Raw genomic sequence first — 25,687 nt, forward strand, 5'->3', positions numbered from 1 at the left:
CGACAGTCAGGGTCCGCCGATGCCCAGCGCGCGGATCGCTTCCGGCGAGGACACGGTGGGGAAGGGTTCGATACGAAAGATGCCATAGCGCGCGGCCAACCGCGCCAGGGTGCCGTCGCGGCGCAGCTCGTCGAGTACGCGAGCGACTTCGTCACCAAGGGCGTCGCCGGCGCGGACGGCGGCGTGTTCGTTGAAGCGGAGTCCCGGGGGCGGCTCGAAGGCGTTCACGGGGTCCTTGCCCAGGCTGGCCAGGGCCGGACCGAAGATCAGCGCCGCGGCGGCCCGGCCATCGTCCACGGCGCCGACGACCTCGGCCGCGCTCGGTTGCGAGGTCCAGTCCAGCCCCGCCGCCTGGGCGGCGAAGTGGGCCAGCGACTGCAGCCGCACCGCCACCTTGCGGTTCGCCACCGCTTCTCGCAGATCCGCCCAGTCGAGACTCTCCACGGCCGGCATGTAGATCTCGAAGGCGGCCGCGTAGTAGGGCGGACTCAGATCGATCGCTCCCGCCAGCCGCCCGAGCGCGAGGTGGCCCGGCACGGAGGGCGCGAGATCGCATTCCCGTTCCAGCAAGGCCTCAAGTGGAAGATCCGTGTCGTCGATCTCGGAGTAGGGCGGAGCCTTTGGGCGCCAGACCGGAACGAAGTCGCGACCGAGCCGCTCGGCGGCCTCCCGAAACAGATCGTGGTCGAAGCCGGTGCCTTCGGCCCGGTGGGCTCGCGGCAGGTCGTCCTCGACAAGGCAGACCCGCAACTCCTCGGCCTGGGCGGGAGCGGCCGCCAGAAGAAGGGCGAGCGCGCCGGCCGCGGGCGTCCGCCGCCTCGCTGCCGACACCGCTGGCATCAGGAATCGAGTTCGAAGACGAGCAGCATGCTGCCCTCGGGCAGGGAGGGCGCGGTGCCAACCGTTGTCTGGACGATGCCGCCGCCGCCGGAGCCGACGGCGAGGTAGGTCTTGCCCTCGTACTGGTAGGCAATCGGGTGGCTGCGGATGCCGGAGCCGGTCTGGTAGCGCCAGACTTCCTCGCCGGTCTCGGCGTCGAACCCGAGCAGGTGGCCGGAGGCGTTACCGGTGACGACGAGGCCGCCCGCTGTGCTGAGCACGCCCGCGAGCATCGGCACCGGATCCCGGTAGCTCCACTTCGTTTCGCCGGTGCTGACGTCGATCGCCGACAGGTGCCCGTACGACTTGCCTTCGACGGTGTCGCTCGGAATCGGCTCGCCGCCGAAGAAGGGGATTCCCTCGACGAAGACGACGACGCCCTTGCGGAACATCATGCAGCTCTCGATCGTCGGCACGTAGGCGAGACCTGTCTCCGGGCTGTAGGCGCCGGCGTAGGCGGCGTTGTTGCCGCCGGCGAGGCCGGGGCAGACGCGCTGGGTCGGTTCGTCCGCCGGCTTCATCACCGGGTCGACGACCGGCCGCCCGTTCTCGTCCAGCGTCGCCCAGTTCAACTGGTGGACGTACTGGCTCGCGTGCAGGAAGCCGCCGTCGCGGCGGTCCAGCACGTAGAAGTAGCCGTTCCGGTTCGCCTGGACCAGGGCGGGAATGGTCTGCTCGTTGACCTGGACGTCGACCAGCCACACCTCGGAGTTGCCGTCGTAGTCCCAGACGTCGTGGGGGGTGAACTGGAAGTACCACTTCCGCTCGCCCGTCTTGATGTCGACCGCGAGCACGCTGTCGCTGTAGAGGTTGTCGCCGAGGCGGGTGTCGCCGTTCCAGTCGGGCGACGGGTTGCCGGTCGTCCAGAACAGGGTCCGGGTCGCCGGGTCGTAGCTGCCGGTGGCCCAGGTGGCGGCGCCGCCGGTCTTGTAGGACTCGCCGGCCCAGGTGTCGACTCCCGGTTCGCCGGCTTCCGGCACCGTGTAGTGGCGCCAGAGGAGCTCTCCAGTCTCCAGGTCGTAGCCATCGAAGAAGCCGCGCACGCCGTACTCGCCGCCGCCGATGCCGATGACCACCACGCCCTCCGCGATGAGCGGGGCCGAGGTGATGGAGAAGCCCTTCGCGTAGGGGATGACCTCGGTGTCCCAGGCAAGCTCGCCCGTCTTGCGGTTGAAAGCGAGCAGGCGGGCGTCCAGGGTGCCCATGACGACCAGGTCGCCGGAGATGCCGACGCCGCGGTTTACCGGCCCGCAGCAGATCCTCAGGTCGGAGGGGTTCTCGTGGTCGTAGCGCCAGAGCAGGCTGCCGTCCCCGGCGTCGTAGGCGAGCAGACGGTTCATCGACGATGTCAGGTAGAGGACGCCGTCGTAGACGACGGGTGAGGATTCGAGCTGACCGGAGACGCCGGTCTGGGCGATCCAGGCGATACGGAGGTTGGCGGCGCTCTCCGGCGTCAGTTCGGTGATCGGGGAGTGTCGCCAGCTCGCGTAGTTGCCGCCGTAGTGGAGCCAGGATTCTCGGGTCGGCGCCGCTTCGAGCAGCGCCTGGTCGACCGGTCCCGCGCCGTCGCCCACCTCGGTCGCCGCCGGCCAGTGGTTCTGGGGCGCGGCCGCGACGCCTTCTTCCTGGGCTGCGAGGGGAAGAGACAGAAGCAGAAGGGCGAGGACGGCAAGGCGGCTGGCTGGCATGGACGATCTCCTGAGACGTTCAGGTGTCGAAGACTCCCTGAACGAGGCTGTTCGTGCGGGCGGCGATGATACCGTGCGACTCGTTTCGGGCGCTTGGGCGCACCGATTCCGACCACCGCGCGACTGTGAGGAGAAGCCCGAGATGACGGACGACGAGAGCGGCACGCAGTCACTCTACGGCCGGCTCGACCCGGAGCAGGTCGGTGCCTTCGCGCTGAAGGTGTGGCTGTTCAAGCAGGGCGAGCTCGTCTCCCTGATGATCCACCTCGGCGACCGATTGGGGCTCTACCGGACCCTGCAAGGCCTCGGTCCCGTGAGCTCGGTGGAGCTGGCCGAAGCCAGCGGGCTGAAGGAACGCTGGTTGCGCGAGTGGTTGCATGGCCAGGCGGCCGCCGGACTGCTCGAGTACCACGGCGCCGAGAACGGCGGCGAGCCGCGCTTCGAGCTCGACGGCGTCGCCGCCGCGGTGCTCGCGGACGAGGAGAACTCCGTGGCCTTCGCCGCCGGCGCGTTCGGCTATCCGCCCGAGCACGATGTGATCGACGGTACGGCGGAGGCGTTCAGCACCGGAATCGGCCTGTCCTATCAGCAGCTCGGGTGCTGCGCCGCCCATCGCACCGAGCGGATGCTGGGCCCCTGGACCCGGCAGGCCCTGGTGCCGCGGATCATTCCGGCGCTCGACGGTGTCGAGGAGCGGCTGCGGGCAGGCATCGACGTTGTCGACGTCGGCTGCGGCGGCGGCGTGGCGCTTGTGTCCCTCGCTCAGGCCTTTCCGGCCTCGCGCTTCGTGGGCTACGACCCGTCCGCTCACGCGATCGACATCGCTCGGGAGCGCACCCGGGAAGCGGGCGTCACGAACGTCGACTGGAAGATCGCCCGCGGCGAGGATCTGCCCCAGGTGCCCAGCTTCGACCTGGTCGTGACTTTCGACTGCATCCACGACATGACGCGGCCGGACCTCGTCATCGCGGCCATCCGCGGCGCCATCCGGGACGACGGCACCTGGTTGATCAAGGACATCCGCAGCAGCCCGCGGTTCGAGGACAACATGCGCAATCCGGTGCTGGCGCTGCTCTACGGCTTCTCCGTCTCGGCCTGCATGTCGTCGGCCCTGTCCGAGCCGGACGGCATGGGTCTGGGAACGCTGGGCTTCAACCCGGTCGTGGCGGAGCGGATGGTGCGGGAAGGCGGCTTCACCCGCTTCCGGATGCACGACTTCGACGACCCGGCCAACCTCTACTACGAAGTCCGGCCCTGACCTGAGCAGGGCACACTAGTCCCAGCGCAGGTCGACGCGGTCGATTGCCAGGCCGTTCGCCGGTGCCACATCGCCGGGTGGGACCTCGAGAACGAGTGGAGCGTCCGCCGGCCACGGCGCCTGCGCCAGCGTCCGGGTCTGCCAGCCGTCATCGGTCTCTTCAGCGAAGGTCAGGCGGCCGAGTTCCTGTCCGCCGGCGCGGGCGATCAGAGTGAGGGGCGACGGGCGGTTCCAGATCGCGCGGAGCGTGACGGCCAACTCCACCCGGCTGCCGCCGGCGATCACCGTCGACTCGGCCCGGCTACCTTCGGGCAGCACCCACGCTTCCGGGTAGCGCGTGCGGTCCAAAGTCCACCGTTCCGGTTCCAGGTTGCCCCCGGTTCGATGAACCGCCGCGCTCTCGATCTCCAGGCGCCGAGTTGGAAACGAGTCCGCGAGCACCGGCAGGGCGGCCAGGAGCAGGACCGGCATGCCGGCGCACGCCGCCGCCACGGTTCTCCGGCGCACGCGTGCCGCGAGGATGGCCACGACGACCGCGAGCGCCGGCAGAAGCCACGTCGCCATCCGGGCCCGGGTGGCCGACGGCAGCAGGCGGGCCAGGTCGAGACCGGTTCGTGCTTCCAGATGATGAAGAAAGTGGTGACGACCGTCGGCGAGGTTGTACGTCCATCCCGGTTCCACGACGAACAGGACGGTCAGGGCGCCCGAGAGAAGCGCCAGCGCCAGGGCGAGGGCGACGATGCCGGCCGCTGGCGAGCGGGTCGCTGAACCCGTGACGCCCTCGCGCCCTGAGGCGGTCGTTCGCTCGAAGAGGGGCACCAGCAGCAGGGCGAGGAACGGGAGGACGACGAGGCCATAGCGGAACGGGGGCGACCAGCCGCCGTACCACTCGCGGCGCGAGGCGACGAGGAGCAGTGTGGGCACGGCGATCAACGCGACCTCCAACAGGAGCCGCCGGTTGCGCCGGAAGCTGACGAGGACGCCGGGGAACAGGAGCAGCCAGATCGGCGCGCAGGCAACCAGACCGTAGGCGAGGTCGAAGAACAGCCCGTTCAGCCCGAGCGCGAGCTGGGAGACCGGTTGCCGGTAGACCTCCAGTTCGTCCCACGAGTGCATGCCGAGCACGGTGCCGAACACGGCGCGGTTCGACCACAGGACCAGAAGGGCGGCCGGTCCCCCGACGGCTCCCAGCACCAGGAGTCCGCGGCGTCGCCGGGCCGGGGCCAGGCGCAGCACGAAGATCAGCGCGAGCGCGACGCTGATCAGGGCGAGCCGGAGCTTGATCGCGGGAAGAACCGCCAGCGACAAGGCGAGGAGAGTCCACGTGCTCCATTCGGCACGTCCCGTTCCGGTCGTCGGACTCTCGTAGCCGCCGGTGAGGCGGTTGATCCACCGGAACGCCGCCACCGCGAGGACGACGGCGGCAACCTCGGCCCAGATCTGCTGGCTGTAGATCAGGAACGGTGCGGCGAAGCTGAAGGTGGCGTAGGCGGCAAGGCGTGCCCGAGCGTCCTGGCTGAACGCGGTGAGATCGAGCAGCAGCCAGGCACCCAGGGCCGCCAGTCCGGCGATGACGACCATCGCGCCCGCCCTGCCGCCAAGGCGGTACGCGGGAGCCATGACCGCCTGTAGTACGGCGCCGTGGCGTGAGCGGATGGTCCCGTCGCTGGTTTCCGGATCGCCGGGCTGCGGTTCGATCGCGCGCGGCATGAACGCGAGCGAGTCCTGATTCCGGTAGTTGTTGGCGAGGTCGAGGTCGAAGTCGTACGCGATGCTGTGGGTGGTGAGGAGGAACCAGGGTTCGTCACCGTCGGGGGCGCGTTCGTGGATCGACCAGGGGATCAGGGCCAGGTAGGCGCCGAAGGGAAGCAGCAGGAAGACGAGCGGAGGCCGTCGGGCGCCGGCCGCGCGCTCGAGCAGGGGCTCGAGGGCCAGCACCCGGCAGGTGACGAAGAGCAGGCCGGCGGCCACCGCTCCCGCCATTGCGGCCGGTTGCCAGGCGGCGATGCCGAGGAGCGGCGCGGCGAGCGCGATCGCCGCGAGAACGACGGCCGCTCCCAGCACCCAGGCATCGATTCCGCGGCCGACCATCTTCGCCGCATTCTAGGAGCTTGCGCCGCGAAACGCGGCGCAGCAAGTTCGCGGCGCAAGCTCCTGGGAGCGGACGGGATGGGCCGAAACACGGCGCTTGCGACGGGTTTCGGGGCGCTAGCGGCGGCCGCCCCCGGCCTTACGCGCCGCCGTCGAGCGCCTGAAGGACCCTGGGCGGCGTCATCGGCAGCTCCGTGGGTCGCGCGCCGCAGGCATCGGCGATGGCGTTGGCCACGGCGGCTGCGGTGGGGACGACCGGCGGCTCGCCGACGCCACGGGCGCCGAAGGGCCCGTGGTCGGACGGCACCTCGACCAGGACCGTTTCGAGCTCGGTCGGACTCTGGGCGGAGTGGGGCAGGGCGTAGTCGTTCAGGGTTGCCGTCAAGAGCTGGCCGTCCTCGCTGTACGCCATTTCCTCGTAGAGTGCCCAGCCGATGCCCTGCAGGGCGCCGCCCATCATCTGGCCCTCGACCGCGGCCGGATTGATGGCCCGGCCGCAGTCCTGGATGACGACGACCCGGTCGACGTCGACCCGTCCGGTCTCCCGGTCGACGCGCACCTCCGCGAGCTGGGCGCAGAAACCCGGCGCCTGGCTGGTCTGGGCGTGCCGGCCGTGGCCGAAGACGGGCGCCTGCCGCCCGCCGAACCGCATCGTCCGCTGGGCGATCTTGCGGAGTGGAATCGCCTTGTCGGGCGAGCCCTTGACCTGGACGGCGCCGTCGACGATCTCGAGATCTTCGGGGTCCGCCTCAAACGTCTGGGCCGCGAGTTCAAGCGTCTGGCGGCGTGCCTCCTGGGCCGCCTGAATGACGGGCGGGCCGACCGTGTAGATCGTCTTGCTGCCGCCGGAGGCCCCGGCGTAGGGCCCCGACGACGTGTCGCCCGTCGCGATCGTGACCTTGTCCGGGTCGACTCCGAATGCCTCGGCCGCCATGAGCGCCATGCTCGTGTTCGTGCCGTTGATATCGGCCGTGCTGATGTGGACCTTGAGCGTTCCATCCGTCTGCAGTGCGCAGGCCGCCGAAGCCGGCTCCGTGCCGCCGGGCCAGGCGCCGAGCGCGATGCCGACACCGCGGCCTTCGGCGCGTGCCTGCTCCCGGTTCTGCCAGGCCGGGTGATCGCGAAGAGCTTCGAGGACCTGCCGCTGACCCATTCCGGCCCAGGGCATGCCGGACGCCATCGGGTTGCCCTTCTCCGAGGCGTTCTTCACCCGGAACTCGACCGGGTCGAGGTCGAGTTCGCGAGCGAGCTGGTCGAGGACCGTTTCGACGACGAACGCCGCCTGGGGAGCGAGCGGCGCGCGGTAGGCGCCGACCGAGGGCTTGTTCGTCGTGACCTCGAAGCCGCCCACGGCCTGGTTGGGTGTCTGGTAGGAGCTTCCCAGCAGGGTTCCGGCAAGGGCGGTCATCGACGAGGGGAAGCAGCCGCAGTCGATCGCCAGATCGGCCTCGAGCGCGGTGAGTTCTCCGCTCCGCTTCGCTCCCGCCCGAATCGTGATCCGGGTCGAAGGCGCCGGCGTCGCCGCCAGCATCTCCTCGGTCCGCGTCATCACCAGGCGGACGGGTCGCTGGTGCTGGACCGCGGCGAGCGCGAGGAGGGGCTCGTACAACACGAACTTGGCGCCGAACCCGCCGCCGACCGGAGTGCCGATGACCCTGACCTGGTCCTGCCGCATGCCGAGCACGCCGGCGATCGCGTCCCGGATGAAGAATGGCGCCTGGGTCGAGCAGTAGACGGTCATCCCGTTCCCCATCGGATCAGGGTCGATCAAGGAGGCGTGGGGCTCGATGTAGGACTGGTGGACGGACGCGGTGCGGAAGACGCGTTCGACGACCGCGTCCGCCTCGGCGTAGCCGCGCTCGAGGTCGCCGCGCTCGAAGCACATCCTGTTCGTCACGTTGGGCGACGAGGCGATCGCCTCTTCTCCCTCCGATACGTCGCCGGCTCCGTGTGCTGCCGCCTCCTCCGACTGGCCGGGGAGGCCGTCAGGCCAGACCGCCTGGGCGTCGGGCGCCTCCGCCTGCTCGATCGTTACGACGGCATCGAGCGGCTTGTAGTCGACCTCGACGGCATCCGCGGCGTCCGCGGCCACCGCCTCGTTCTCGGCGAGAACGAGCGCGACCGGGTGGCCGACGAAGATCGCCCGCTCGCGCGCCAGAAGGAGGGTCGCCCGGTTACTCGGCGGCAGCGCGGGAAGGTCGGCGGCGGTGATGACCGCGGCAATCCCCGGCATCGCCTCGGCGGCGGCGGTGTCGATGCTCAGCACTTCGGCGTGGGCATGAGGGCTCGTGACCAGGCGGGCGTGGAGGAGCCCGGGCCGGTCGAGGTCGCCGCAGAAACGGAGCGAGCCCCTGACCTTGGGGTCGCCCTCGAGGAGCTTGGTGGGGGTGCCGATCGCTGTCATCTGCTGTCTCCGCCTGAGGGGAAGGTGAGTCGAGAACCCGTATGCGGGTGAGCGATTGTTACGGAAGCGGGCCTTGAGGGGAAGGGGCGGCGTCGCGATTTCGCCCGGCGGTACGAGCTACCGAAAGAGGAGAGCCCCGAGGGGCTGTTGCTCCTCGGGGCTCCGTTGACGCTCCTGGACCGCGATCTGCGCGGCTCGGCTGAGCGTTTCTTGGCCGATGGGATGGCGTGGGATTGCTTCCCGAAGGAGATGTCCTACGCCTGGTAGGGGTTTCCTAGGGAGCCGCCACCTCCATCAAGCCGCATCTGCAGTACTCCACTAGACCACCTCCTTTCCGGGCTAATCCACTAATCGGCGGGTCCCACCCCGCCCAGCCACGGGATCGCCCCGACTGACCCCGGGACCGCCGCCACGCCTCGTGACGCAAGCGGAACGACTGACGACCGGATAGTTATGGATTCGCCCGGTCCTTGTCAAACCTTCGTGTTCTCAGAGGTTTAGCACACCGAAGATCAGGTGTTGCCGGGCGTGTCAGGAACCCGTCTCGGCAGGTGGCGACTCGCTGCCCGCCGCCGCGGTCTGGGGCCGGCGGGGCCGTCTGCGCCGTCGCCTTCGCCGCTTGGTCGGACGTGGTGCGCCGTTGCCGCTTGCCGCGGCAGTCTCGCCGCTCTTGCCGTTGCCTCCTGCCGCTGCATCCGCCGACGGAGTGTCGATGCCGGGTACCTTGATGGCTTCCGTCCCCGCCGTCTTCTTTGCCTTGGCGGCGGGCCTCCCCGTGCTCTTCTTCGCTCTGGCGGGCGTCTTCCTGCCCCTCTTCGCCTGCTGGGCGCCGTCCTGTTTGACGGCGCCGTCCTCCGCGGGCGCCTCCTCCTTTGTCTTCGCCTTGCGGGCGGTTGCGGACCGTCGCCTCCGTCCGCCCCGTCGCCTCCGTCGCTTCGGTGCGCTCTCGACCGGGCTGTCATCCGCGTCGGTCTCGGGTTCGGCCGTTTCGTCGTCGGTGTCTCCAATCGACGGAGTGGCCAGCATTTCCTGCTCGAGCCTCTTCTCCTTGGCCTCCTCCTTCTCCCTCTTCTTCACGTCGGCCAGGTCGCGCGCGATCCAGCTGATGTCCGGCTCCCGGCCCTCCAGGTGCGGCCGCCCCGAGATCTCGATCTCGAGATCGAACTCCGTCGCCAGGTTGACGAGCGCCTGACGATGACGGTTCTGGACGAAGTCGGCCAGCTCGGGTTGCAGGGCAATCTGCACGCCGCGCATGTAGCCGCCGGCGCCATGGGACTCGATGTTGCGTAGCAGGCGCAGGGCGACCAGGTCCGGACTGGCGACGCGGCCGGTGCCGGCGCAGTACGGGCAGTCGCCGTGGGTGCGCAACTGAAGCGCCTGGTGGATTCGCTGGCGGTTGATCTCAAGCAATCCGTTGGCGCTGATCCGGCCGACGCTGAAGCGCGCCTTGTCGGCCTTCATCGCGTCCTTCATCGCCTTCTCGACCTTGCGCCGGTTGCGGGGGCTGCGCATGTCGATGAAATCGACGACGATCAGGCCGCCGATGTCGCGCAGCCGCAGTTGGCGGCCGACTTCCGCCGCCGCCTCGACGTTCGTGCTGACCGCGGTCTCTTCCTGACTCGACCCCTTCTTGGAGCGTCCCGAGTTGACGTCGATGGCTGTGAGGGCTTCGGTCGGGTCGATCACGATCGAGCCGCCCGAGGGCAGTTCGGCGCGCCGTTCGAAGATGTTCTCGATCTGTGGTTCCAGGTCGTAGACCGAGAAGAGCGGCCGGCGGCCGGTGTAGCGGTTGAGGGAGGTCTTGCTGCGCGGCATGAAGGCGCGCATGTACTGCTCGGCTCGCCCATGGGCGGTGTCCTCGTCGACCCAGACTTCCTGGATCGAGCTGTCCAGGTAGTCCCGCAGGCCCTGAAGCACGATGTCCTGGTCGCTGTAGAGCAGCTTCGTGCCCTTCGAGTCGCGGGCATCGCGGGAGATGCGCTTCCACAGGCGGAGCAACGCGTTCATGTCGCGGCTGAGCGCCGTCTTGGTCTGGCCGAGGGCGTTGGTGCGTACGATCACGCCGCCGCCGTCCGGGACGGGCAGGGCCTCCGCCATCGCTTTCAGCTTGAGCCGGACGTCCTCCGTGTCCACCTTGCGGGACACGCCGCAGGTTTTGTCGAAGGGTGTGAGAACCAGGTAGCGGCCGGCCAGACTCAGGTTCGTCGTGAGGGCGGCGCCCTTGTTGCCCTCGGGCTCCCGGGTGATCTGAACGACGATCGGACGACCGCGGACGAGCACCTCTTCGATCTTCGGTCGCTTCGACTTGGAGACCGCCTGGTAGTAGGCGTCCGGCACCACGTCCTGAATGGCGAGGAAGCCGTGCTTGGGGGCGCCGTAGTCGATGAAGGCGGCGTTCAGGCTCGGCTCAATGTTCGCGATCTTGCCGTAGTAGATGTTGCCGCGGGTCAGGCCGCGCTCGGCGATGTCGACCTTGAGGTCTTCGAGTACCGAGTCGTTGGCGATGGCGATGCGGAGCTCGGTCGAGCTCTGCGCGTTGATGAGCATTCTTCGGGTCACAAAGTCTCCGGGTGACGGCGAGTGCGCCGTCGGTTGAATCGGGTGGGACGCCTCCGGTTGCGCGGGTGCCGGGCCACGGCGGGATTCCATGAACGGAATCCGCTGGGCGGCTGCCCCGCGTTCGCTGCAGTTCCACCTGCGCGAGAAGCTTGAAGAACCGGATCGTCATTCCAGGCGGCGGGTATAGCCTTGGTTGCACCACGGGCTGTGTGGACGGCCCTCGGGCGACGTGAGTCGTCTCGGAATGGACGGACTGTCTAAAGGACAAAGGCTGAAGCCAAGCGCTGACTCGTACGATCGAGTGCGCGGCGCGTGCCAAATGGGGCCAGCGTCGCCGCCGTGGCGGCAAGCATAGCAGTTTCTTGAACTTGCAACCCGAAACCGCCGGTTGGCCCGCGTGAGAGCGCTACACGGCGACGTTCGCGGACTCAAGGCCGCGCAGCGCGGCGCTCTCGAGCGCACGTACCGGCGGAAGGTCCGCTCCGACGAGGTGGTCTCGACCGAGCTGGCGCGGCACCTGTGCGCGCTCTCGCGCGAGATCGGTCGCCAGGTAGGCGTGCTGCTAACCCGCGACGGCGCGGTCAGCAAAGTGATCGTCGGCGACGCGCGGCAGCTCGAGATTCCCGACATCGGCCGTCTGCGTGGCGGTCCCGGACGCTTCCGGCGCCTGCGCCTGGTTCATACCCACCTGCGGGGAGAAGGGCTCTCCGCCGACGATCTGAACGACCTCGCACTGCTTCGGCTCGACCTGGTCGCCGTGGTGCAGTCCGAGGCGGACGGCTCCGCCGGTGCGATCGAGGTCGCGTACCTCTCGCCCTCGGCGGCCGACACGGCAGGCGCTGGCGAGGGTCCCGGCAGCGGCGACGGCGACGGCTCACCCTTTCTGACCGTCGAGGCGCCTCAGGTCTATGCGCTGGACTTCGACTTCGCGGCAACCATCCGCGAGGTCGAGCGCGAGTTCGGCCGTCACCGGCGGGGCCGCGAGGCGACGCGGGAACGGGCTCTGGTGATCGGCGTGCGTCCGGAGAACGACCACTTCGCCGAGACGGTCGAACTGGTCCGTTCGGCGGGGGTCGACGTCGCCGGGACGCTGAGGCAGCGCCGGTCGCGGGTTCATCCGAGGACGATCGTCGGCCGGGGCAAGCTGACCGACATCGTTCTGCAGAGCATGCGCGCGGGCGCCGAGGTGGCGATTTTCGACATCGACCTGAAGCCCGCCCAGGCTCGCGCGTTCGAGGATGCGACCGGGCTGAAGGCGATCGACCGCACCCAGCTCATCCTGGATGTCTTCGCGCAGCGGGCGCGTTCCCGCGACGGCAAGCTCCAGGTCGAGCTGGCGCAGTTGCGCTACTCGCTGCCGCGGCTGACCGAGAAGGACGCGGGCCTGTCGCGACTGACGGGCGGCATCGGCGGCCGGGGCCCCGGCGAGACGGTTCTCGAGGTGGGCCGACGGCGGATCCGCGACCGGATCCGCAACCTGGAGCGGCAGGTCGAGAAGCTCTCCAGGCAGCGGGACGTGGCCCGCAGCCGGAGGCGCGACCGGCGTGTGCCGGTGCTCTCCCTGATCGGCTACACGAACGCGGGCAAGAGCACCCTGCTCAACGCGCTGACCCGCAGCGAAGTCGAGACCGCCGGCAAGCTGTTCGTCACGCTCGACCCGACGAGTCGGCGCATCCGCTTCCCGCGCGAGGGCGAAGTCGTCATCACCGACACCGTCGGTTTCATCGCTGAGCTGCCGCCCGATCTCGTGCGGGCGTTTCGGGCCACGCTGGAGGAACTCGGCGACGCGGATCTTCTGCTCCACGTGGTCGACGCCGCCGATCCGGGGTGGCGGATGAAGATAGAGGCGGTGGACCGGCTGATCGAGGAACTGTCGCTCAACTCGAAGCCCCTTCTCGTCGTTCTGAACAAGTGCGACCTGGTGACGGAAGAACAGGCGCGGCGGAAGGCCGGCCAACTCGACGCGGTCGCGGTCAGCGCGCGCACGCGGGACGGTTTCAGCGGCCTCATCGACCGTGCCGAGGAGGCGATGGGCCGCGTCGCGCCGCTCTTGCCGGGGGGCGCGTCGGGTCGGAGAGCGGCCGCCGCGCGCTGATACGATCGAAGCCGCCATGACCTGCTGCCCTCAACTCAAGAGGATCGGTTGGGGAGCGCTCGCGGTGCTCCTCCTGGCCGGCACGGCGGCCCTGCTTGCGCATTCGCTTGCGGCGCCGGCGGAGGCCTCCGACGCGCCGGCTGGCCGTCCCGACTTCGAGGGCTGGTACGAAGGTGCCGCCGGGCTGGCCCAGGCACTGGAGGTTCAGCAGCGCGACCGCCTGCCGCTGTTCGTCTACATCTACACGGACTGGTGCCCTTACTGCCGCCAGTTCGAGCGTGAGCTGCTGACCGACGACGAGGTCGACGGCTACCTGGACGCGGTGCTCGCGGTGCGGATGAACCCCGAGTCCGGCGGGCAGGAGAGCCAGCTTGCCCGGAGGTTCGGCGTGCGGGGCTATCCGACCCTGGTCATGTACAGCGCCGACGGCGAGACGGCCTCGTACATCGAACGGATGGAGATGGTCGATGGCGAACCCCGCCTGATGAGCGGCAGAGCCTTCCTCCGCGTGCTGGACGAGGCGGCGAACCGGTAGGCCGGCTACCGGATGGACGAGCGCCGCGAACGCCGGCCGCCGAGGGCCATCGTCTACTACGACGGCGACTGCGCGCTCTGCAACTGGTCGGTGGCCAGGTGTCTGTCCCGCGGCGTACCGCCCGGCGTGCGGTTCGCGTCGCAGGACGGCGAAGCGTTCGAGCGCCTGACCGCTGCCCGGCCCGATCTGGCGGAGCTGGACAGCATGGTTCTGCAGATTCTGCCGGCGCCTGACGGCACCGCTTCGGCTCCGCCACCAACGGGCCACATCAAGATCCGCAGCGAGGCGGTGCTCTGGTTGGCGGCGCGGTTGGACGGTCCGGAGCGCTGGTTCGCGCTGCTTGCGCGGATCGTGCCGAGAACCGTGCTCGACTGGGGCTATCGGGTCCTGGCGCGGAACCGCCAGCAGGTGGGGCGCCGGCTGGCCGAGTGTCCCGTGCCGACGCCGGAGCAGCGGCGCTACTTCCTCGCGTGAGTGCGGCCCGGGCGGTGCCACCGAGCCTCGCGGAGAGCCTTCCCCGCGACCTCAGCGTCGCGGCGCACGAGATCGGCCCCCTGGAAGAGCTGGTCGAGGAGGCTCGGCAGCTCGGCTTCAGCGTGCCTGCCGCCCTCGAGAGTGCCATCGACAAGCGTCAGCGGGAGTACCTCGCCGGCCGGATCAGCGCCGGATACGCACTGAGGCAGATGCTGGGGCCCGGTGCATTGGAGGGCGAGATCGTCGGCGACGATGACGATGTCCCCCGGTGGCCGGAGGGTGTGGTCGGCTCGATTTCCCACGGCGCTGGCTTCGGCTTCGCCGCGGTCGCGGCGGCTGACCGGTACCGGGGCCTCGGCGTCGACGTCGAACGCGTGGTCTCACCGCAGCAGGCCGGGCGGCTCGGGGCGCGGGTGCTGAACGAGCGCGAGATGAGTCTCCGTCAGGGAAGCGCCGGCGGCCTGACCGAGGCGGAGATGTTCACGCTCGTCTTTTCGGCCAAGGAGAGCGCGTACAAGGCCCTGTTTCCCCGCTACCGGCAGGTGCTCGGCTTCTCGGATGTCGAGCTGGAACGGCGGGAGGCGGGCGTCGGCACCGCTCGCTGCGGCGAGCTGAGGCTTGGGACGAGGGTCACGAGCGAGGGCGGGGCGGTCCGACGCCTCGTCGGCTGGTACGCCTTGACGGGCGGCCAGGCTGACGAGGCCGCCGGCGTCGCGTCGCGAGTGTGGGCCGTCGTCGCGATTCCGTCCTGACCACCGGGGCCGGGCGTTCGCGGAGTTACCTGCGCGAAGAGCCCTTGACAGGCGTCAAATGACCATCGTATCGTCGTCGAATGACGAGAGGCGATGCCGCTGCCGTACTTGCGGGCTACGCGAACCGGGCCGAGTTGCCGACCGAGGCTGCCCGTCTGGGGGATCTGCTCGGGATCGAGGATGCCGCCGTCCTGAGTGACCTTGAGCTCGCGCGCCGAGTCGGCGGCGGCCTGCATCCCGACGCGGCGACCGTGCTGATGGAGATTCTCGGCCGTGCGAACGTCGTCGGACCCGTGATCCCCGAGGCGACGCTGCGACGGGCTCGCAACGCGGGCAAGCCGCTGTCGAGAGAGATGAGCGAGCGGCTCTACGAGCTCAGCCGCATCGTCGAGGCCCTCAGCCGCTCCTACAAGGGGGACCGGGAGGGAATCATGGCCTACCTCACGGCACGCCATCCTCTCCTGGAAGGCCAGAGAGCGCTCGACGTCGCGTGCTCCAGCTCTGCCGGTGCGCGCCATGTGCTCGAGCTGATTCACCGCGCCCAGTTCGGCTTTCCCGTGTGACCGCGAGGCTGCTCGCGTCGCCGATGCGGGTGTATCGCATCGGCGACGTCGACGGGAAGTTCCCGGTGTGGAGTGCGGAGGGCGCCAGACGATACTCCGCCAGGTGGCACGAGCGCGGCGCCGAGGTAATCTACGCCTCCCGGAACTACTCGACGGCGATGCTGGAGACGCTCGTCAACTGGCCATCGCCCGTACCGTCGAACCAGCACTTCGTCGAGGCGGTCATTCCCGCCGGAACGAGTTACGAAGTCGTCACGGCCGACGTTCTGTCCGGCTGGGAACGGCCGGATCTTGCAGCGTCGCAGCGTTTCGGCGGGAACTGGTATCTGGAACGCCGGAGCGTGCTGCTCTTCGTGCCGTCGGTCGTCGCGCGCCCGGAGAGTAACGTCCTCATCAACACCCGCCATCCGGACTACGAGGGCCTGGGAATCGAGGTCGGTCTGGAGACGCCCGTGTGGTGGGATCAGCGGCTGTTCGCCTGATCGCTGCGACTGAACGTGACGCGCACCGCTGCTACGATCCGCGCTTCCGCGAACGACGACTGGATTGAATGAGGAGTCCAACGATGGCGCGTCACGCCCTTTTGGCCCTCGTTCTCGCCGGGACTTCCGTGGCTCTCGGTCAGCCCACGGACACCGACTGGTCCGTCGTTACCGGCAACAACGCGAGTCAGCGGTACGCGCCGCTTGGACAGATCGATCGGGACAACTTCGGAGAGCTCGAAATCGCCTGGCGATGGTCGTCGCCGGACAACGAGTTGATGACCGGGGATGGCGAAACGACCGGGCGGCGCATGGTGCCGCGGAATCACGAGGCGATCCCGATCAAGATCGGCGACCGGCTCTACGTGACGACGGGCTACGGGCAGATCGCGGCCATCGACATCGAGCGCGGGACGAGCCTCTGGACGTATGACCCACGGGCATACGTTCACGGCCGGCCGACCAACCTCGGCTTCACGCACCGGGGCGCCGCGTACTGGAAGGACCCGGACCTGCCGGGCGAGGGAGGCCGGCTGGTCTGGGCGGGCGGCGACTCCTTCCTGCGCGCGGTCGACACGCTGAGCGGCGAACCCATCGCCTCCTTCGGAGACGGCGGCAGTGTGGATCTCACCCTCGGCCTGCGCCGCGAGGTCTCACGCCGGGTCTACAGCGTCAGTTCGCCCGTCACGCTCTGCCGGGAGGTCGTGATCGTCGGTTCTTCCATCTCGGACGGTCCGCGCGCGCCGGAAGCGGCTCCGGGCGACGTCCGCGGATTCGACGTCCGCACCGGCGAGCAGCTCTGGACGTTCCACTCGATTCCGCAGCAGGGCGAACCCGGGCGCGATACCTGGGAGAACGGTTCGTGGAAGTACAGCGGCAACACGAACGTCTGGACGCTGATGAGCGCCGACCCGGAGCTCGGCCTCGCCTACCTGCCGTTCGGCACGCCGACCAACGACTGGTACGGCGGACACCGCCTGGGCGACAACCTCTACGCCGAGTCCCTGGTCGCGGTCGACTGCGAGACCGGGGAGCGGCGCTGGCACTTCCAGACCGTTCACCACGGCCTGTGGGACTACGACCTGCCGACTCCGGCGATCATCGGCGACCTTGAGATCGAGGGCCGTGCCATCCGGGCGGCGATGCAGCTCTCCAAGCAGGGTTTTCTCTACGTCTTCGACGCCGGCACCGGCGAACCGGTGTGGCCGATCCTAGAGCGCGAAGTGCCGCAGACGGGTATCGTCGGCGAGCGGACGTCGCCGACCCAGCCCTTCCCGACCCGGCCGCCGGCCTTCGAACGCCAGGGCCTCGGTCCGGACGACCTGATCGACTTCACGCCGGAACTCCACAGCGAAGCGATGGCCATCCTTGGCCGCTACCAGTACGGGCCGATCTTCACGCCGCCCACGGAGCGCGGCACGTTTCTGATGCCCGGCTACGGCGGTGGCGCGAGCTGGCCCGGCGGCGCCTTCGACCCGAAGACGGGCATGCTCTACGTGCCGTCCTTCACCTGGCCGGTGGTGAACACGCTTCGCAAGCCGGACGCGAGCCGCTCGTCCTTCGACTACGTGGGCCGCATCACCAGCGACGTCCGCGGCCCCCGCGGTCTGCCGCTGGTCCAGCCGCCCTACTCCCGGATCACCGCCTACGACATGAACCGCGGCGAGATCGCCTGGACCGTGCCTCTGGGCTACGGCCCGCGGCGCCATCCGGCACTTGCCGGGCTCGACCTGCCCGCCCTGGGCTCCGGCGCCCGCGGCCACGTCGTGGCGACAAGGACGCTGCTGTTCGTGACCTCCGGTCGGTCACTCGCATTTCGCGGAGTCGACCGGGAGGCGACGGCCGAGGGCGCGGGACGCGACGACTGGCGAATCGAGACGCCGGCTTTGCGCGCGTTCGACAAGGCGACCGGCGGGCTCGTCGGCGAAATCGAACTACCCGCACACACCGACGGCAGTCCCATCACGTTCCTGCATCGAGGCCGGCAGTACCTCGTGTTCGCGCTCGGCGGGCGCGGGGCTCCGTTTGAGCTGATCGCCTACCGGTTGCCCATCTAGGAGTATCCGATGAAACCGAAGACTGGATTCCTGACGCTCTGTACCGTCCCCCTCCTCGCCGCAATCCTCGCCTGCGCGCCGGCCGGCGGCGACCTTCCGGCCGGCGGCGAGCACGCCGGCTTCGGGGCCTACACGCGGGAAGCGACCTACGATGGCGCCAACCGGTACTCCGTCTACGTGCCGATGCCCGACGGCGTGCGCGTCTCGGTCGACTACTTCATCCCGACAAGCGAAGGCGTCGAGGCGTCGGAGCCGCTGCCGACCATCCTCCACTACACGCGCTACACGCGGGCATTCCAGGTCGAGGACGAGGACGGAAACACGAGGATCCTCGCCCAGGCCGAGCAGGATCCGGTGCTGCAACACATGCTCCACCGGGGCTACACGGTCGCGGTCGCCGACGCCCGCGGCACCGGCGCTTCCTTCGGCGTCCACAACGGCGCCTTCTCGATCGAGGAAACCGCCGACTCGTACCACATCATCGAGTGGATAGCGGCACAGCCGTGGAGTGACGGCAACGTCGGCATGCAGGGCCGCTCGTACCCCGGCATGACCCAATACCAGGCCGCCACGCAGAGGCCGGCGGCGCTCAAGGCGATCTTCGCCGAGATGGCCGGTCCAACCCCCTACGACTTCGTCTTCCGGGGCGGCACGTACAAGAACGAGTTCATCGGCACCTGGGGCGCCGGCACGAAGTCGGCGGATCTCTCGACCCGGGCCGCGCCGGTGGACGCCGACCCGGAAGGCGCTCTCCGGGACGCCGCGGTGGCGGAGCACGCCGGCAACCTGTGGGCGCACGAGATGCTGGCGGAAGCCGGCGCCGGCCTCCGGGACTGGAAGCTCAACATCGAGGACGGCGACCACGTGTCCTGGGACACGACCGGTACGAGCGACGACTGGACCGCGATGGATCTGTCCGGCATCGCGATCTACCACCTCGCCGGCTGGCTCGACATCTACGCCACCCAGCAGCCAATGGCCTTCGCCAACCTCTCGAACGCGTCGCAGAAGATGATGATCGGCCCCTGGATCCACGGCGGCGGCTACGGCGGCGACGTCCACAATGCCGAGTTCCTGCGCTGGTACGACCACTGGCTCAAGCGAATCGACAACGGCGTGATGGACGAAGCCCCGGTCCACTACTACGTCATGCAGGGCAGCCACACGCTCCCGGACGACCCGGAAGCAGCCCTGAGCCTCGACGAGGAGCGGGCCGAAGACCCCGTAACCTGGACCGCGGCCGATTCCTGGCCCCCCGCGGGCCTCTCGAACCGACGCTTCGCTCTCGGCGGCGAAGGCGCCCTGGCGGACGATTCGGCGAACGAGGCCGGCCGGGACGAGTACACGGTCGACTACTCCTCCTCCGTCGGCTCGTTCTCCCGCTGGATGAACGGCCACGGCGCCAGCCGCCAGGACCGGCAAGGTACGACCTTCTTCGACGAGCGCTCCACCGAGAACGCCAAGGCCCTCACTTACACCACCGGACCGATGGCCGAAGCAATGACCATCGTCGGCCACCCCGTCGTCCATCTGTCCGTCACTTCTACCCACGACGACGGCGACTTTTTCGTCTACCTGGAGGAGGTCGACGCGGACGGCCGCTCTCACTACGTCACCGAGGGCGCGCTGCGGGCTTCCTACCGAGCCGTCGGCGACGCGCCCTGGGACGACCTCGGTCTGCCCTTCCATCGCGGCCACGCCGAGGATCTCGAGCCGCTGCCGGACGAACCCGTCGAACTCGCGATCGACCTGATGGCAACCGCGGTCACGATCGACGAAGGGCATCGCCTGCGACTGACCATCGCCGGCGCCGACGCCGCCAACCACGCGCTCTACCCGGATCCGGAAGGCGTAGACGCGCCGACCGTAACGATCCACCGCGGCGGCGACGACGGCTCCTGGCTGGACGTGCCCGTGGCGCCGCCAGCTCCGTAGTGAACTTGTGAAGAACTTGAACAACTGGGAGTAAGCAAGAGATGAAGTACGTACCGTTAGGCAAGTCGGGGCTCTACGTCTCGCAGCTTGCGTTGGGGGCAATGACGTTTGACCGGCACGATGGTATGTTCGGCAAGATGCTCGGTGGCACGGGCCAGGAGCTCGCCACACGCATGGTTGATTGCGCGATCGATGCCGGGGTGAACATCTTCGACACGGCGAACATCTACGGCATGGGTGAGTCTGAAGTCATGCTCGGCAAGGCACTCGGTACTCGTCGCGGCGACGTCATCGTGGCGACCAAGTACAACAACCCAATGGGAACCGGCCCCAACTCGATGGGGGCGGGGCGGATATCGGCGATACGGGAGTGCGAGAACAGTTTGCGTCGCCTTGGTACCCACTGGATCGATCTCTATCAGGTACACAGTTTTGACTACACAACTCCACTTGAAGAAACGCTCCGGTCACTTGACGCGCTGGTGCAGCAAGGCAAGGTCCGCTACATCGGTTTGTCGAACTATGCCGGCTGGCAGATAGCGAAGGCCGACGGCATCTCCCAGCGGCTTGGTCTCGAACGGTTCTGCTCAGTGCAGGCGTACTATTCGCTTGTCGGCAGAGAGTTGGAAAGGGAGATCGTTCCAGCCGCCTTGGATTTGGGTCTCGGCATTCTCGTATGGAGCCCGCTGGCGAGCGGATTCCTGAGCGGCAAGTACTCTCGCGATACGGCCGCCGAAGGTCGGCGAGCCGCGGTCAGTCTGCCACCCGTCAATGAGGAACGGGGTTATGGCATTGTGGAAGTGGTTAGGGAGATTGCCGAGGCGAAAGCTGCTTCCGTAGCGCAGGTCGCTCTAGCCTGGATGTTGCACAAGCAGGGCATTTCAAGCGCGATAGTCGGAGCTCGCAATGAGAAGCAGCTAACCGAGAATCTCGGTGCAGCTGACGTGGAACTATCAACGGCTGACATGGAGAAACTCGACGACGTAAGCGCGCTTGCGCCTGAGTATCCAGGCTGGACCCCAGGGCTCAGTAAACGGGGTCAGGATATGGCTAGCAGGCTTGCGGATTTGGGTTAGCTGTCCGCTTGCCGGCGCCGCGCGTCGTCAGCCGCTGAGGCGGCCGCCGGCGGCCGCCGTCTCCCGCAGCAGCGGCGCGGCCTGCCACTGGTCGGCGTCGAAGCGGGCGGCGTAGTCGTCGAGGATGTCGACGATGCGGTCGAGGCCGAACTCGTCGGCCCAGAACATCGGGCCGCCGCGGTAGACCGGCCAGCCGTAGCCGTTGATCCAGATGACGTCGATGTCGCTGGCGCGCAGCGCGATGCCCTCCTCGAGGATCTTCGCTCCCTCGTTGACGGAGGAGAGCAGGCAACGGTTCAGGATCTCCTCATCCCCGATCTCGCGCTGCTCGATGCCCAGCCGGCCAGCCAGGTCGCGGGCGAGGTCCATGACCTTTGGATCGGGCGCGGCGGCCCGTGTCGCCTGGTCGTAGACGTAGTAGCCGCGGCCCGTCTTCTGGCCGCGGCGGTTGCGCTCGCAGAGCATCTCGCGCAAGGTGCTGGACGAGGACGTCTCCGCGTTCCAGCCGACGTCCAGGCCAGCGAGGTCGCTCATCCGGAACGGGCCCATCGGCATGCCGAAGTCGTAGAGCACCCGGTCGATGTCCCAGGGCAGCGCGCCTTCCAGCACCAGGCGGTCGGCCTGCAGGCGCCGCTGGAAGAGCATCCGGTTGCCGACGAAGCCGTGGCAGACACCGACCAGGGCCGGCACCTTGCCGATGGCGCGGGAGATCGACATCGCCGTGGCGACCGCGTCGGGCGCCGACTTCTCGCTCCGCACGACCTCGACCAGCTTCATGATGTTCGCGGGACTGAAGAAGTGCATGCCCACGACGTCCTCGGGCCGGCCGGTGACGCCGCCGATCTCGTTGACATCCAGGTAGGAGGTGTTCGTGGCCAGCAGCGCGCCGGGCCTGGCAATCCCGTCGAGCTGGCCGAAGACACGCTTCTTCAGCTCCATGTCCTCGAACACCGCCTCGACCACGAGGTCGCACTCGGCGAGCGCGTCCTGGTCCGTGCCGCCATGGAAGAGCGCCATCCGCTCCTCGACCTGATCCGCCGTGAAACGTCCTCGCGCAGCGCTGCGCTCATAGTTGCCCCGCACCGTGGCCAGACCACGGTCGAGCGCGTCCCGGTTCTGCTCGACGATCGAGACCGGAAAGCCGGCGTTGGCGAAGGCCATCGAGATGCCGCCGCCCATCGTGCCGGCGCCGAGCACGCCGACGCGACGAATGTCCCGGACCGGTGTGTCGGCGGGGATATCGGGGATCTTGCGCGCCGCACGCTCGGCGAAGAAGTAGTAGCGCTGGGCACGCGACTGCGGGTCGGCGTGGAGCGTCCGCGACAGCTCGGCCTCACGCTTGAGTCCCTCGTCGAACGGCAGCGCGGCCGCTGCCTCGACGCACTGAATGCAGACTTCGGGGGCGTTGAAGCCCCGGGTTCGGCGTGCGATCCGGCGACGGAACTCGTCGAAGATCGTCGGCTTCTCGTGCAGCACCTCGCGGTGGCTCTCGATGTCCCGGACCCGTGGGAGGCCGCGTCCCTCGGCCACGGCGCGCAGGGCGAAACGGATAGCACCGGCTTCGAGACCGCCTTCCTCTTCGCTGTCGACCACCGCGTCGATCAGCCCCAGGTCGAGCGCTTCCGCGGCGGTGATGTGCTCGCCGCTCGTGATCATCTCGAGCGCCCGCGGTACGCCGACGAGACGGGGCAGCCGCTGGGTGCCGCCGCCGCCCGGCAGGATGCCGAGCTTGACTTCGGGCAGGCCCAGGCGCGCGTTTCGGTCAGCGACCCGGAAGTGGCACGCCATCGCCATCTCGAGCCCGCCGCCCAGGGCGGTGCCATGGATCGCCGCGACGAACGGCTTGGGCGACTTCTCGATCATCCGCCGGACCTCGTTCGTGTCCGGGGGCAGGCGCGGCTTGCCGAACTCGCGGATGTCGGCGCCGGCGATGAACGTACGGCCGCGGCAGATGAGAACCGCCGCCTGCATCTCCGAGTCTTCGGCCACCGCCGGAACGGCCGCGGCAAGGCCCTCCCGCACGTGCTGGCTGAGGGCGTTGACCGGCGGATTGTCGACCCAGATCGCGCCGGCGACTCCGCTTCCCGGCTCTTCCCGGCGTTCGACGGCTACGGATTGGCTCAGTTGCATCGCTTCGTTCTCCTTGGGACGGGCGCGGGGAGGATACCCGCCCGCCCGTATACTCCTGGCTCCGCCGATCCAGGAGATAGAACGATGTCGAGATGCTGTCCGTGGCGTGTTCTGACGCCGACATTTCTGATGCTGCTTCTGGTCGCCGGAATCGCGCCGGCGGAAGAGTGGGCGGCGCCGCGCACGGCCGATGGCCACCCCGACTTCCAGGGCATCTGGACCAACAACAGCGCCACGCCGCTCGAGCGGCCGAAGGCCTTCGGCGAGAAGGCGACCCTGACCGACGAGGAGCTCGCCGATCTCAAGCGCCGCCTCGAGGAGATCCGCGAGGGTTCACAGGCCGGCGACTTGCTGGGCGACTATCTGATCCAGCGTGTGCTGGAGGATCCCGAGTTTCGCGGCTTCGACCAGGTGACGGGTAACTACAACTCCTTCTGGCTCGTGGACCGGGAACTCGACAACCGCACGTCACTCGTGGTCGACCCGCCGGACGGTCGCATTCCGTCGCTGACGGAGCAGGCGATGGAACGGATGCGGGAGGCTGTGGCCTATGGCGATGAGGTTCCGGCCGGTCCCGAGGACATGACGCTCGGCGTGCGCTGCATCACCTTCGGCGTGCCGAACACGCTGGCCGGCTACAACAGCTACTTCCAGTTCTTTCAGACCGCGGACCACGTCGCGATCCTCCAGGAGTTGATTCACGACGTGCGGATCATTCCGCTGGGAGAAGCGGCGGCGCTACCTGACGACCTCCGCCTCTGGCACGGCAACTCGCGCGGCTGGTTCGAGGGCGAGTCGCTGGTGGTCGAGACGAGGAATTACTCCGCTGGCGACGGCTCCAGCGGCAGGGCGACGGACGGTCTCAAGGTGGTCGAGCGCTTCACGCGCACCGGCCCGGAGACGATCGAGTGGGAGATCACCTACAAGGACGAGGCGACCTGGGTGAGTCCCTGGACGATGATGATCCGGCTCGCCCGCACCGAGGACCCGATCTTCGAGTACGCATGCCACGAGGGGAACTACGGCCTGACGAACATCCTCTCCGGCGCCCGCGCCCAGGAGCGGGAGGCGGCCGCGAGCGGCGGCGGTCAGTAGGGGCGAGGCCGTACGCCTGCCGGTAGGGGCTACTCGATCGCCTCGAGGGGCACCGCGCTTCGGAGGCTGAGGCCCCGCCTGATGATGCGGACTTCGGGTGCGACTGCAGCGCCCGGCGGCCGGTCGGTGTAGTACGTGAGCACGTGTTGGTGGCGCAGGTCTTCTTCGATCTGTTTGAAGACACCCTGGACCTGTTGCGGCCATGGCGGGTCGTCGGCGGTCAGGTCGACGTAGAAGAGGCGGCCGCCGGTTTGACTGCTGATCTTCTCAAGACGTTTTCGGTGCTTTCGCCGCGTCGATTCTCTCGGAATGCGGATCTGGATGTTGATCTGTCCGGCCGGGATGTTGAGCTGTCCGCCTTCTCGACTCCCGGTCCTCGTGGCCGGCCGATCCAGTTCGATGAAGTAGATCGGAAGACCCAGGCGCTCGGCGAAGTCGGCGGACTGCTTCGGTGTGGATCGGCTGTGCCGGTCGACGCCGTCGGTGATCACGACCAGCGCCCGGCGACCGGGTTCTCGACCGTACTGGAGTAGGGAGAAGAGGATCCCGTCGTTCAGTGCCGTGCCGATTCTGGGGACGAGTAGTCTCACTTGGCTTGCAAGCCGTCGCTTGTCTCCCGTCAGCGGTTGGGTCAGGCGCACCTCGCCGGAGAAACCGACCACGAACGCCCGGTCGCCCGGTGACAGCGCGGCGTTGACGAACCTGGCGGACACCTCTCTCACCTGGTGCCATATGGGAACCATGCTGTCTGACAGGTCGATGGCCAGACCAAGAACCAGGGGGACGTCGAGGGCGGTGTGGAGGTCATGCACGGGACGCTTCCTGCGGTCCTCACGGATCTCGAAATCCTCCGGTCGCAGGCCGCGCACGGGGCTCCCGTCTCTATCGCTGACCAGCAACTGGAGCTGGATCAACTGGATGTCGATCTCGTCCTGATACTCGGCGCCCTGGAGGAGTTGGGCGTCTTCCAGCTCACGACCACCTTTGAGGGTCGCCACAACACGGACAAAATCGTCCGACGAGCCGTACTCCATCAGGGCATCGACCGGGATCGTGCGGGGGACGCGGGGCGCCGCGTCATCGCCGAATCTGCGCACGGCCTCCGCCAGACGCTCGCCGCGGTAAAACGCGACCCGTTCGAGGGTCGCGGACCGGGGCACCGAGACCTCCGCCTCGATCCGAACCGCGTCGTACCCGTTCGCCTGCACGCGGCGCATCGTGGCGATCCGGACGCCAAAGGGAACGTCCGGCTCGTTGAGGATCATCCGGTCCGCGCCGAGGATGTTGCCCAGAGCGTCGTAGCCGCGGACCTCGAGCGTCTGTTCGCGAGGCGGATTCGCCAGTTTGATGTAGGCCTGGAAAGGCGGTTTTCCTATGCGCTTCACCGGGGTTTCGTCAAGGAAGAAGTCGACTGTCCTGATCAGCGGATGTATGGGCAGAGTCTGAACCTCGACCCTGCCGCTGAACAACTCGCGGTGCCCGCGCTCCGGCGGCACGATGTGGATCATCTTCCGCTCCGCGCCCGTCCGGAAGTCGGGGGTCGCGCCCTGGGCGAGGGCCGGCGCCAGGCTGGAGGACATCTGCGCCAGTGCGACCACGGCCGCGAGGGTCAAT

Annotated in this window: 18 protein-coding genes; 11 read left to right on the forward strand and 7 right to left on the reverse strand. The window is 68.6% G+C overall.

The features are described 5' to 3' along the window. Positions 1 to 6 precede the first annotated feature (6 nt). Both OXI49_06185 and OXI49_06190 read right to left on the reverse strand, forming a co-directional pair. Entirely contained in the window at positions 7 to 831 is an 825-nt protein-coding gene (locus OXI49_06185) for a transporter substrate-binding domain-containing protein (GenBank protein ID MDE2690087.1), read from the reverse strand. A gap of 8 nt (positions 832 to 839) precedes the next feature. After that, positions 840 to 2,567 (reverse strand): PQQ-dependent dehydrogenase, methanol/ethanol family, encoded by a 1,728-nt coding sequence (locus OXI49_06190; protein MDE2690088.1) that lies wholly within the window; start codon positions 2,565 to 2,567, stop codon positions 840 to 842. Between the two features lie 142 nt (positions 2,568 to 2,709). On the opposite strand from OXI49_06190, the gene OXI49_06195 reads away from it, so the two are divergent. Continuing rightward, positions 2,710 to 3,825: a class I SAM-dependent methyltransferase gene (locus OXI49_06195; GenBank protein MDE2690089.1), complete on the forward strand. Its 1,116-nt coding sequence runs from the start codon at positions 2,710 to 2,712 to the stop codon at positions 3,823 to 3,825. Between the two features lie 15 nt (positions 3,826 to 3,840). Here OXI49_06195 and OXI49_06200 read toward each other — a convergent pair whose 3' ends face one another. The 3 genes from OXI49_06200 to OXI49_06210 form a co-directional block, all read right to left on the reverse strand. Next, entirely contained in the window at positions 3,841 to 5,916 is a 2,076-nt protein-coding gene (locus tag OXI49_06200) for a hypothetical protein (protein ID MDE2690090.1), read from the reverse strand. A 139-nt stretch (positions 5,917 to 6,055) separates the two neighbouring features. After that, on the reverse strand, positions 6,056 to 8,320 hold the full coding sequence (locus OXI49_06205) for a xanthine dehydrogenase family protein molybdopterin-binding subunit (protein MDE2690091.1): 2,265 nt from the start codon (positions 8,318 to 8,320) through the stop codon (positions 6,056 to 6,058). A 531-nt stretch (positions 8,321 to 8,851) separates the two neighbouring features. After that, entirely contained in the window at positions 8,852 to 10,879 is a 2,028-nt protein-coding gene (locus tag OXI49_06210; protein ID MDE2690092.1) for an Rne/Rng family ribonuclease, read from the reverse strand. A 397-nt stretch (positions 10,880 to 11,276) separates the two neighbouring features. On the opposite strand from OXI49_06210, the gene hflX reads away from it, so the two are divergent. The 9 genes from hflX (at position 11,277) to OXI49_06255 (ending at position 20,848) form a co-directional block, all read left to right on the forward strand. After that, on the forward strand, positions 11,277 to 12,974 hold the full coding sequence (gene hflX / locus OXI49_06215) for a GTPase HflX (protein ID MDE2690093.1): 1,698 nt from the start codon (positions 11,277 to 11,279) through the stop codon (positions 12,972 to 12,974). Between the two features lie 16 nt (positions 12,975 to 12,990). Continuing rightward, on the forward strand, positions 12,991 to 13,509 hold the full coding sequence (locus OXI49_06220) for a thioredoxin family protein (GenBank protein ID MDE2690094.1): 519 nt from the start codon (positions 12,991 to 12,993) through the stop codon (positions 13,507 to 13,509). A gap of 12 nt (positions 13,510 to 13,521) precedes the next feature. Next, positions 13,522 to 13,983: a DUF393 domain-containing protein gene (locus OXI49_06225; GenBank protein ID MDE2690095.1), complete on the forward strand. Its 462-nt coding sequence runs from the start codon at positions 13,522 to 13,524 to the stop codon at positions 13,981 to 13,983. 14 nt (positions 13,984 to 13,997) lie between these two features. Continuing rightward, the gene (locus OXI49_06230) at positions 13,998 to 14,735 is read left to right on the forward strand and encodes a 4'-phosphopantetheinyl transferase superfamily protein (GenBank protein ID MDE2690096.1); all 738 of its coding nucleotides are present in this window, start codon (positions 13,998 to 14,000) and stop codon (positions 14,733 to 14,735) included. A gap of 80 nt (positions 14,736 to 14,815) precedes the next feature. Further along, complete coding sequence (locus tag OXI49_06235) at positions 14,816 to 15,298, forward strand: DUF2384 domain-containing protein (protein MDE2690097.1); 483 nt, start codon at positions 14,816 to 14,818, stop codon at positions 15,296 to 15,298. Next, positions 15,295 to 15,780, forward strand: a complete 486-nt coding sequence (locus OXI49_06240) for an RES domain-containing protein (GenBank protein ID MDE2690098.1) — start codon at positions 15,295 to 15,297, stop codon at positions 15,778 to 15,780. Before OXI49_06235 ends, OXI49_06240 begins: the two co-directional genes overlap by 4 nt. A gap of 83 nt (positions 15,781 to 15,863) precedes the next feature. Continuing rightward, a complete protein-coding gene (locus OXI49_06245) occupies positions 15,864 to 17,837 on the forward strand; it encodes a PQQ-binding-like beta-propeller repeat protein (GenBank protein MDE2690099.1) in 1,974 nt (657 codons plus the stop codon). Positions 17,838 to 17,846: 9 nt separating this feature from the next. Further along, positions 17,847 to 19,772 carry a CocE/NonD family hydrolase gene (locus tag OXI49_06250; GenBank protein ID MDE2690100.1) on the forward strand — a complete coding sequence of 642 codons (1,926 nt, stop codon included), beginning with the start codon at positions 17,847 to 17,849 and terminating at the stop codon, positions 19,770 to 19,772. A 41-nt stretch (positions 19,773 to 19,813) separates the two neighbouring features. Further along, on the forward strand, positions 19,814 to 20,848 hold the full coding sequence (locus OXI49_06255) for an aldo/keto reductase (protein ID MDE2690101.1): 1,035 nt from the start codon (positions 19,814 to 19,816) through the stop codon (positions 20,846 to 20,848). Positions 20,849 to 20,875: 27 nt separating this feature from the next. Here OXI49_06255 and OXI49_06260 read toward each other — a convergent pair whose 3' ends face one another. After that, a complete protein-coding gene (locus tag OXI49_06260) occupies positions 20,876 to 22,978 on the reverse strand; it encodes a 3-hydroxyacyl-CoA dehydrogenase NAD-binding domain-containing protein (protein ID MDE2690102.1) in 2,103 nt (700 codons plus the stop codon). Positions 22,979 to 23,062: 84 nt separating this feature from the next. Between OXI49_06260 and OXI49_06265 the strand changes: the two genes are divergently transcribed. Next, positions 23,063 to 24,073 carry a hypothetical protein gene (locus tag OXI49_06265; protein MDE2690103.1) on the forward strand — a complete coding sequence of 337 codons (1,011 nt, stop codon included), beginning with the start codon at positions 23,063 to 23,065 and terminating at the stop codon, positions 24,071 to 24,073. A 29-nt stretch (positions 24,074 to 24,102) separates the two neighbouring features. On the opposite strand, the gene OXI49_06270 is transcribed toward OXI49_06265, so the two are convergent. Then, positions 24,103 to 25,686: a VWA domain-containing protein gene (locus tag OXI49_06270; protein MDE2690104.1), complete on the reverse strand. Its 1,584-nt coding sequence runs from the start codon at positions 25,684 to 25,686 to the stop codon at positions 24,103 to 24,105. Position 25,687: the final 1 nt, after the last annotated feature.

This window comes from Acidobacteriota bacterium, assembly GCA_028875725.1.
GTDB lineage: Bacteria > Acidobacteriota > Thermoanaerobaculia > Multivoradales > Multivoraceae > Multivorans.

Excerpts from the sequence above, each read along its gene's own strand:
- OXI49_06260 (MDE2690102.1), bottom strand. The coding sequence starts at position 22,978 with ATGCAACTGAGCCAATCCGTAGCCGTCGAACGCCGGGAAGAGCCGGGA.
- OXI49_06235 (MDE2690097.1), top strand. The coding sequence starts at position 14,816 with ATGACGAGAGGCGATGCCGCTGCCGTACTTGCGGGCTACGCGAACCGG.
- OXI49_06200 (MDE2690090.1), bottom strand. The coding sequence starts at position 5,916 with ATGGTCGGCCGCGGAATCGATGCCTGGGTGCTGGGAGCGGCCGTCGTT.
- OXI49_06205 (MDE2690091.1), bottom strand. The coding sequence starts at position 8,320 with ATGACAGCGATCGGCACCCCCACCAAGCTCCTCGAGGGCGACCCCAAG.
- OXI49_06245 (MDE2690099.1), top strand. The coding sequence starts at position 15,864 with ATGGCGCGTCACGCCCTTTTGGCCCTCGTTCTCGCCGGGACTTCCGTG.
- OXI49_06255 (MDE2690101.1), top strand. The coding sequence starts at position 19,814 with ATGAAGTACGTACCGTTAGGCAAGTCGGGGCTCTACGTCTCGCAGCTT.
- OXI49_06250 (MDE2690100.1), top strand. The coding sequence starts at position 17,847 with ATGAAACCGAAGACTGGATTCCTGACGCTCTGTACCGTCCCCCTCCTC.
- OXI49_06225 (MDE2690095.1), top strand. The coding sequence starts at position 13,522 with ATGGACGAGCGCCGCGAACGCCGGCCGCCGAGGGCCATCGTCTACTAC.
- OXI49_06195 (MDE2690089.1), top strand. The coding sequence starts at position 2,710 with ATGACGGACGACGAGAGCGGCACGCAGTCACTCTACGGCCGGCTCGAC.
- OXI49_06190 (MDE2690088.1), bottom strand. The coding sequence starts at position 2,567 with ATGCCAGCCAGCCGCCTTGCCGTCCTCGCCCTTCTGCTTCTGTCTCTT.
- OXI49_06220 (MDE2690094.1), top strand. The coding sequence starts at position 12,991 with ATGACCTGCTGCCCTCAACTCAAGAGGATCGGTTGGGGAGCGCTCGCG.
- OXI49_06265 (MDE2690103.1), top strand. The coding sequence starts at position 23,063 with ATGTCGAGATGCTGTCCGTGGCGTGTTCTGACGCCGACATTTCTGATG.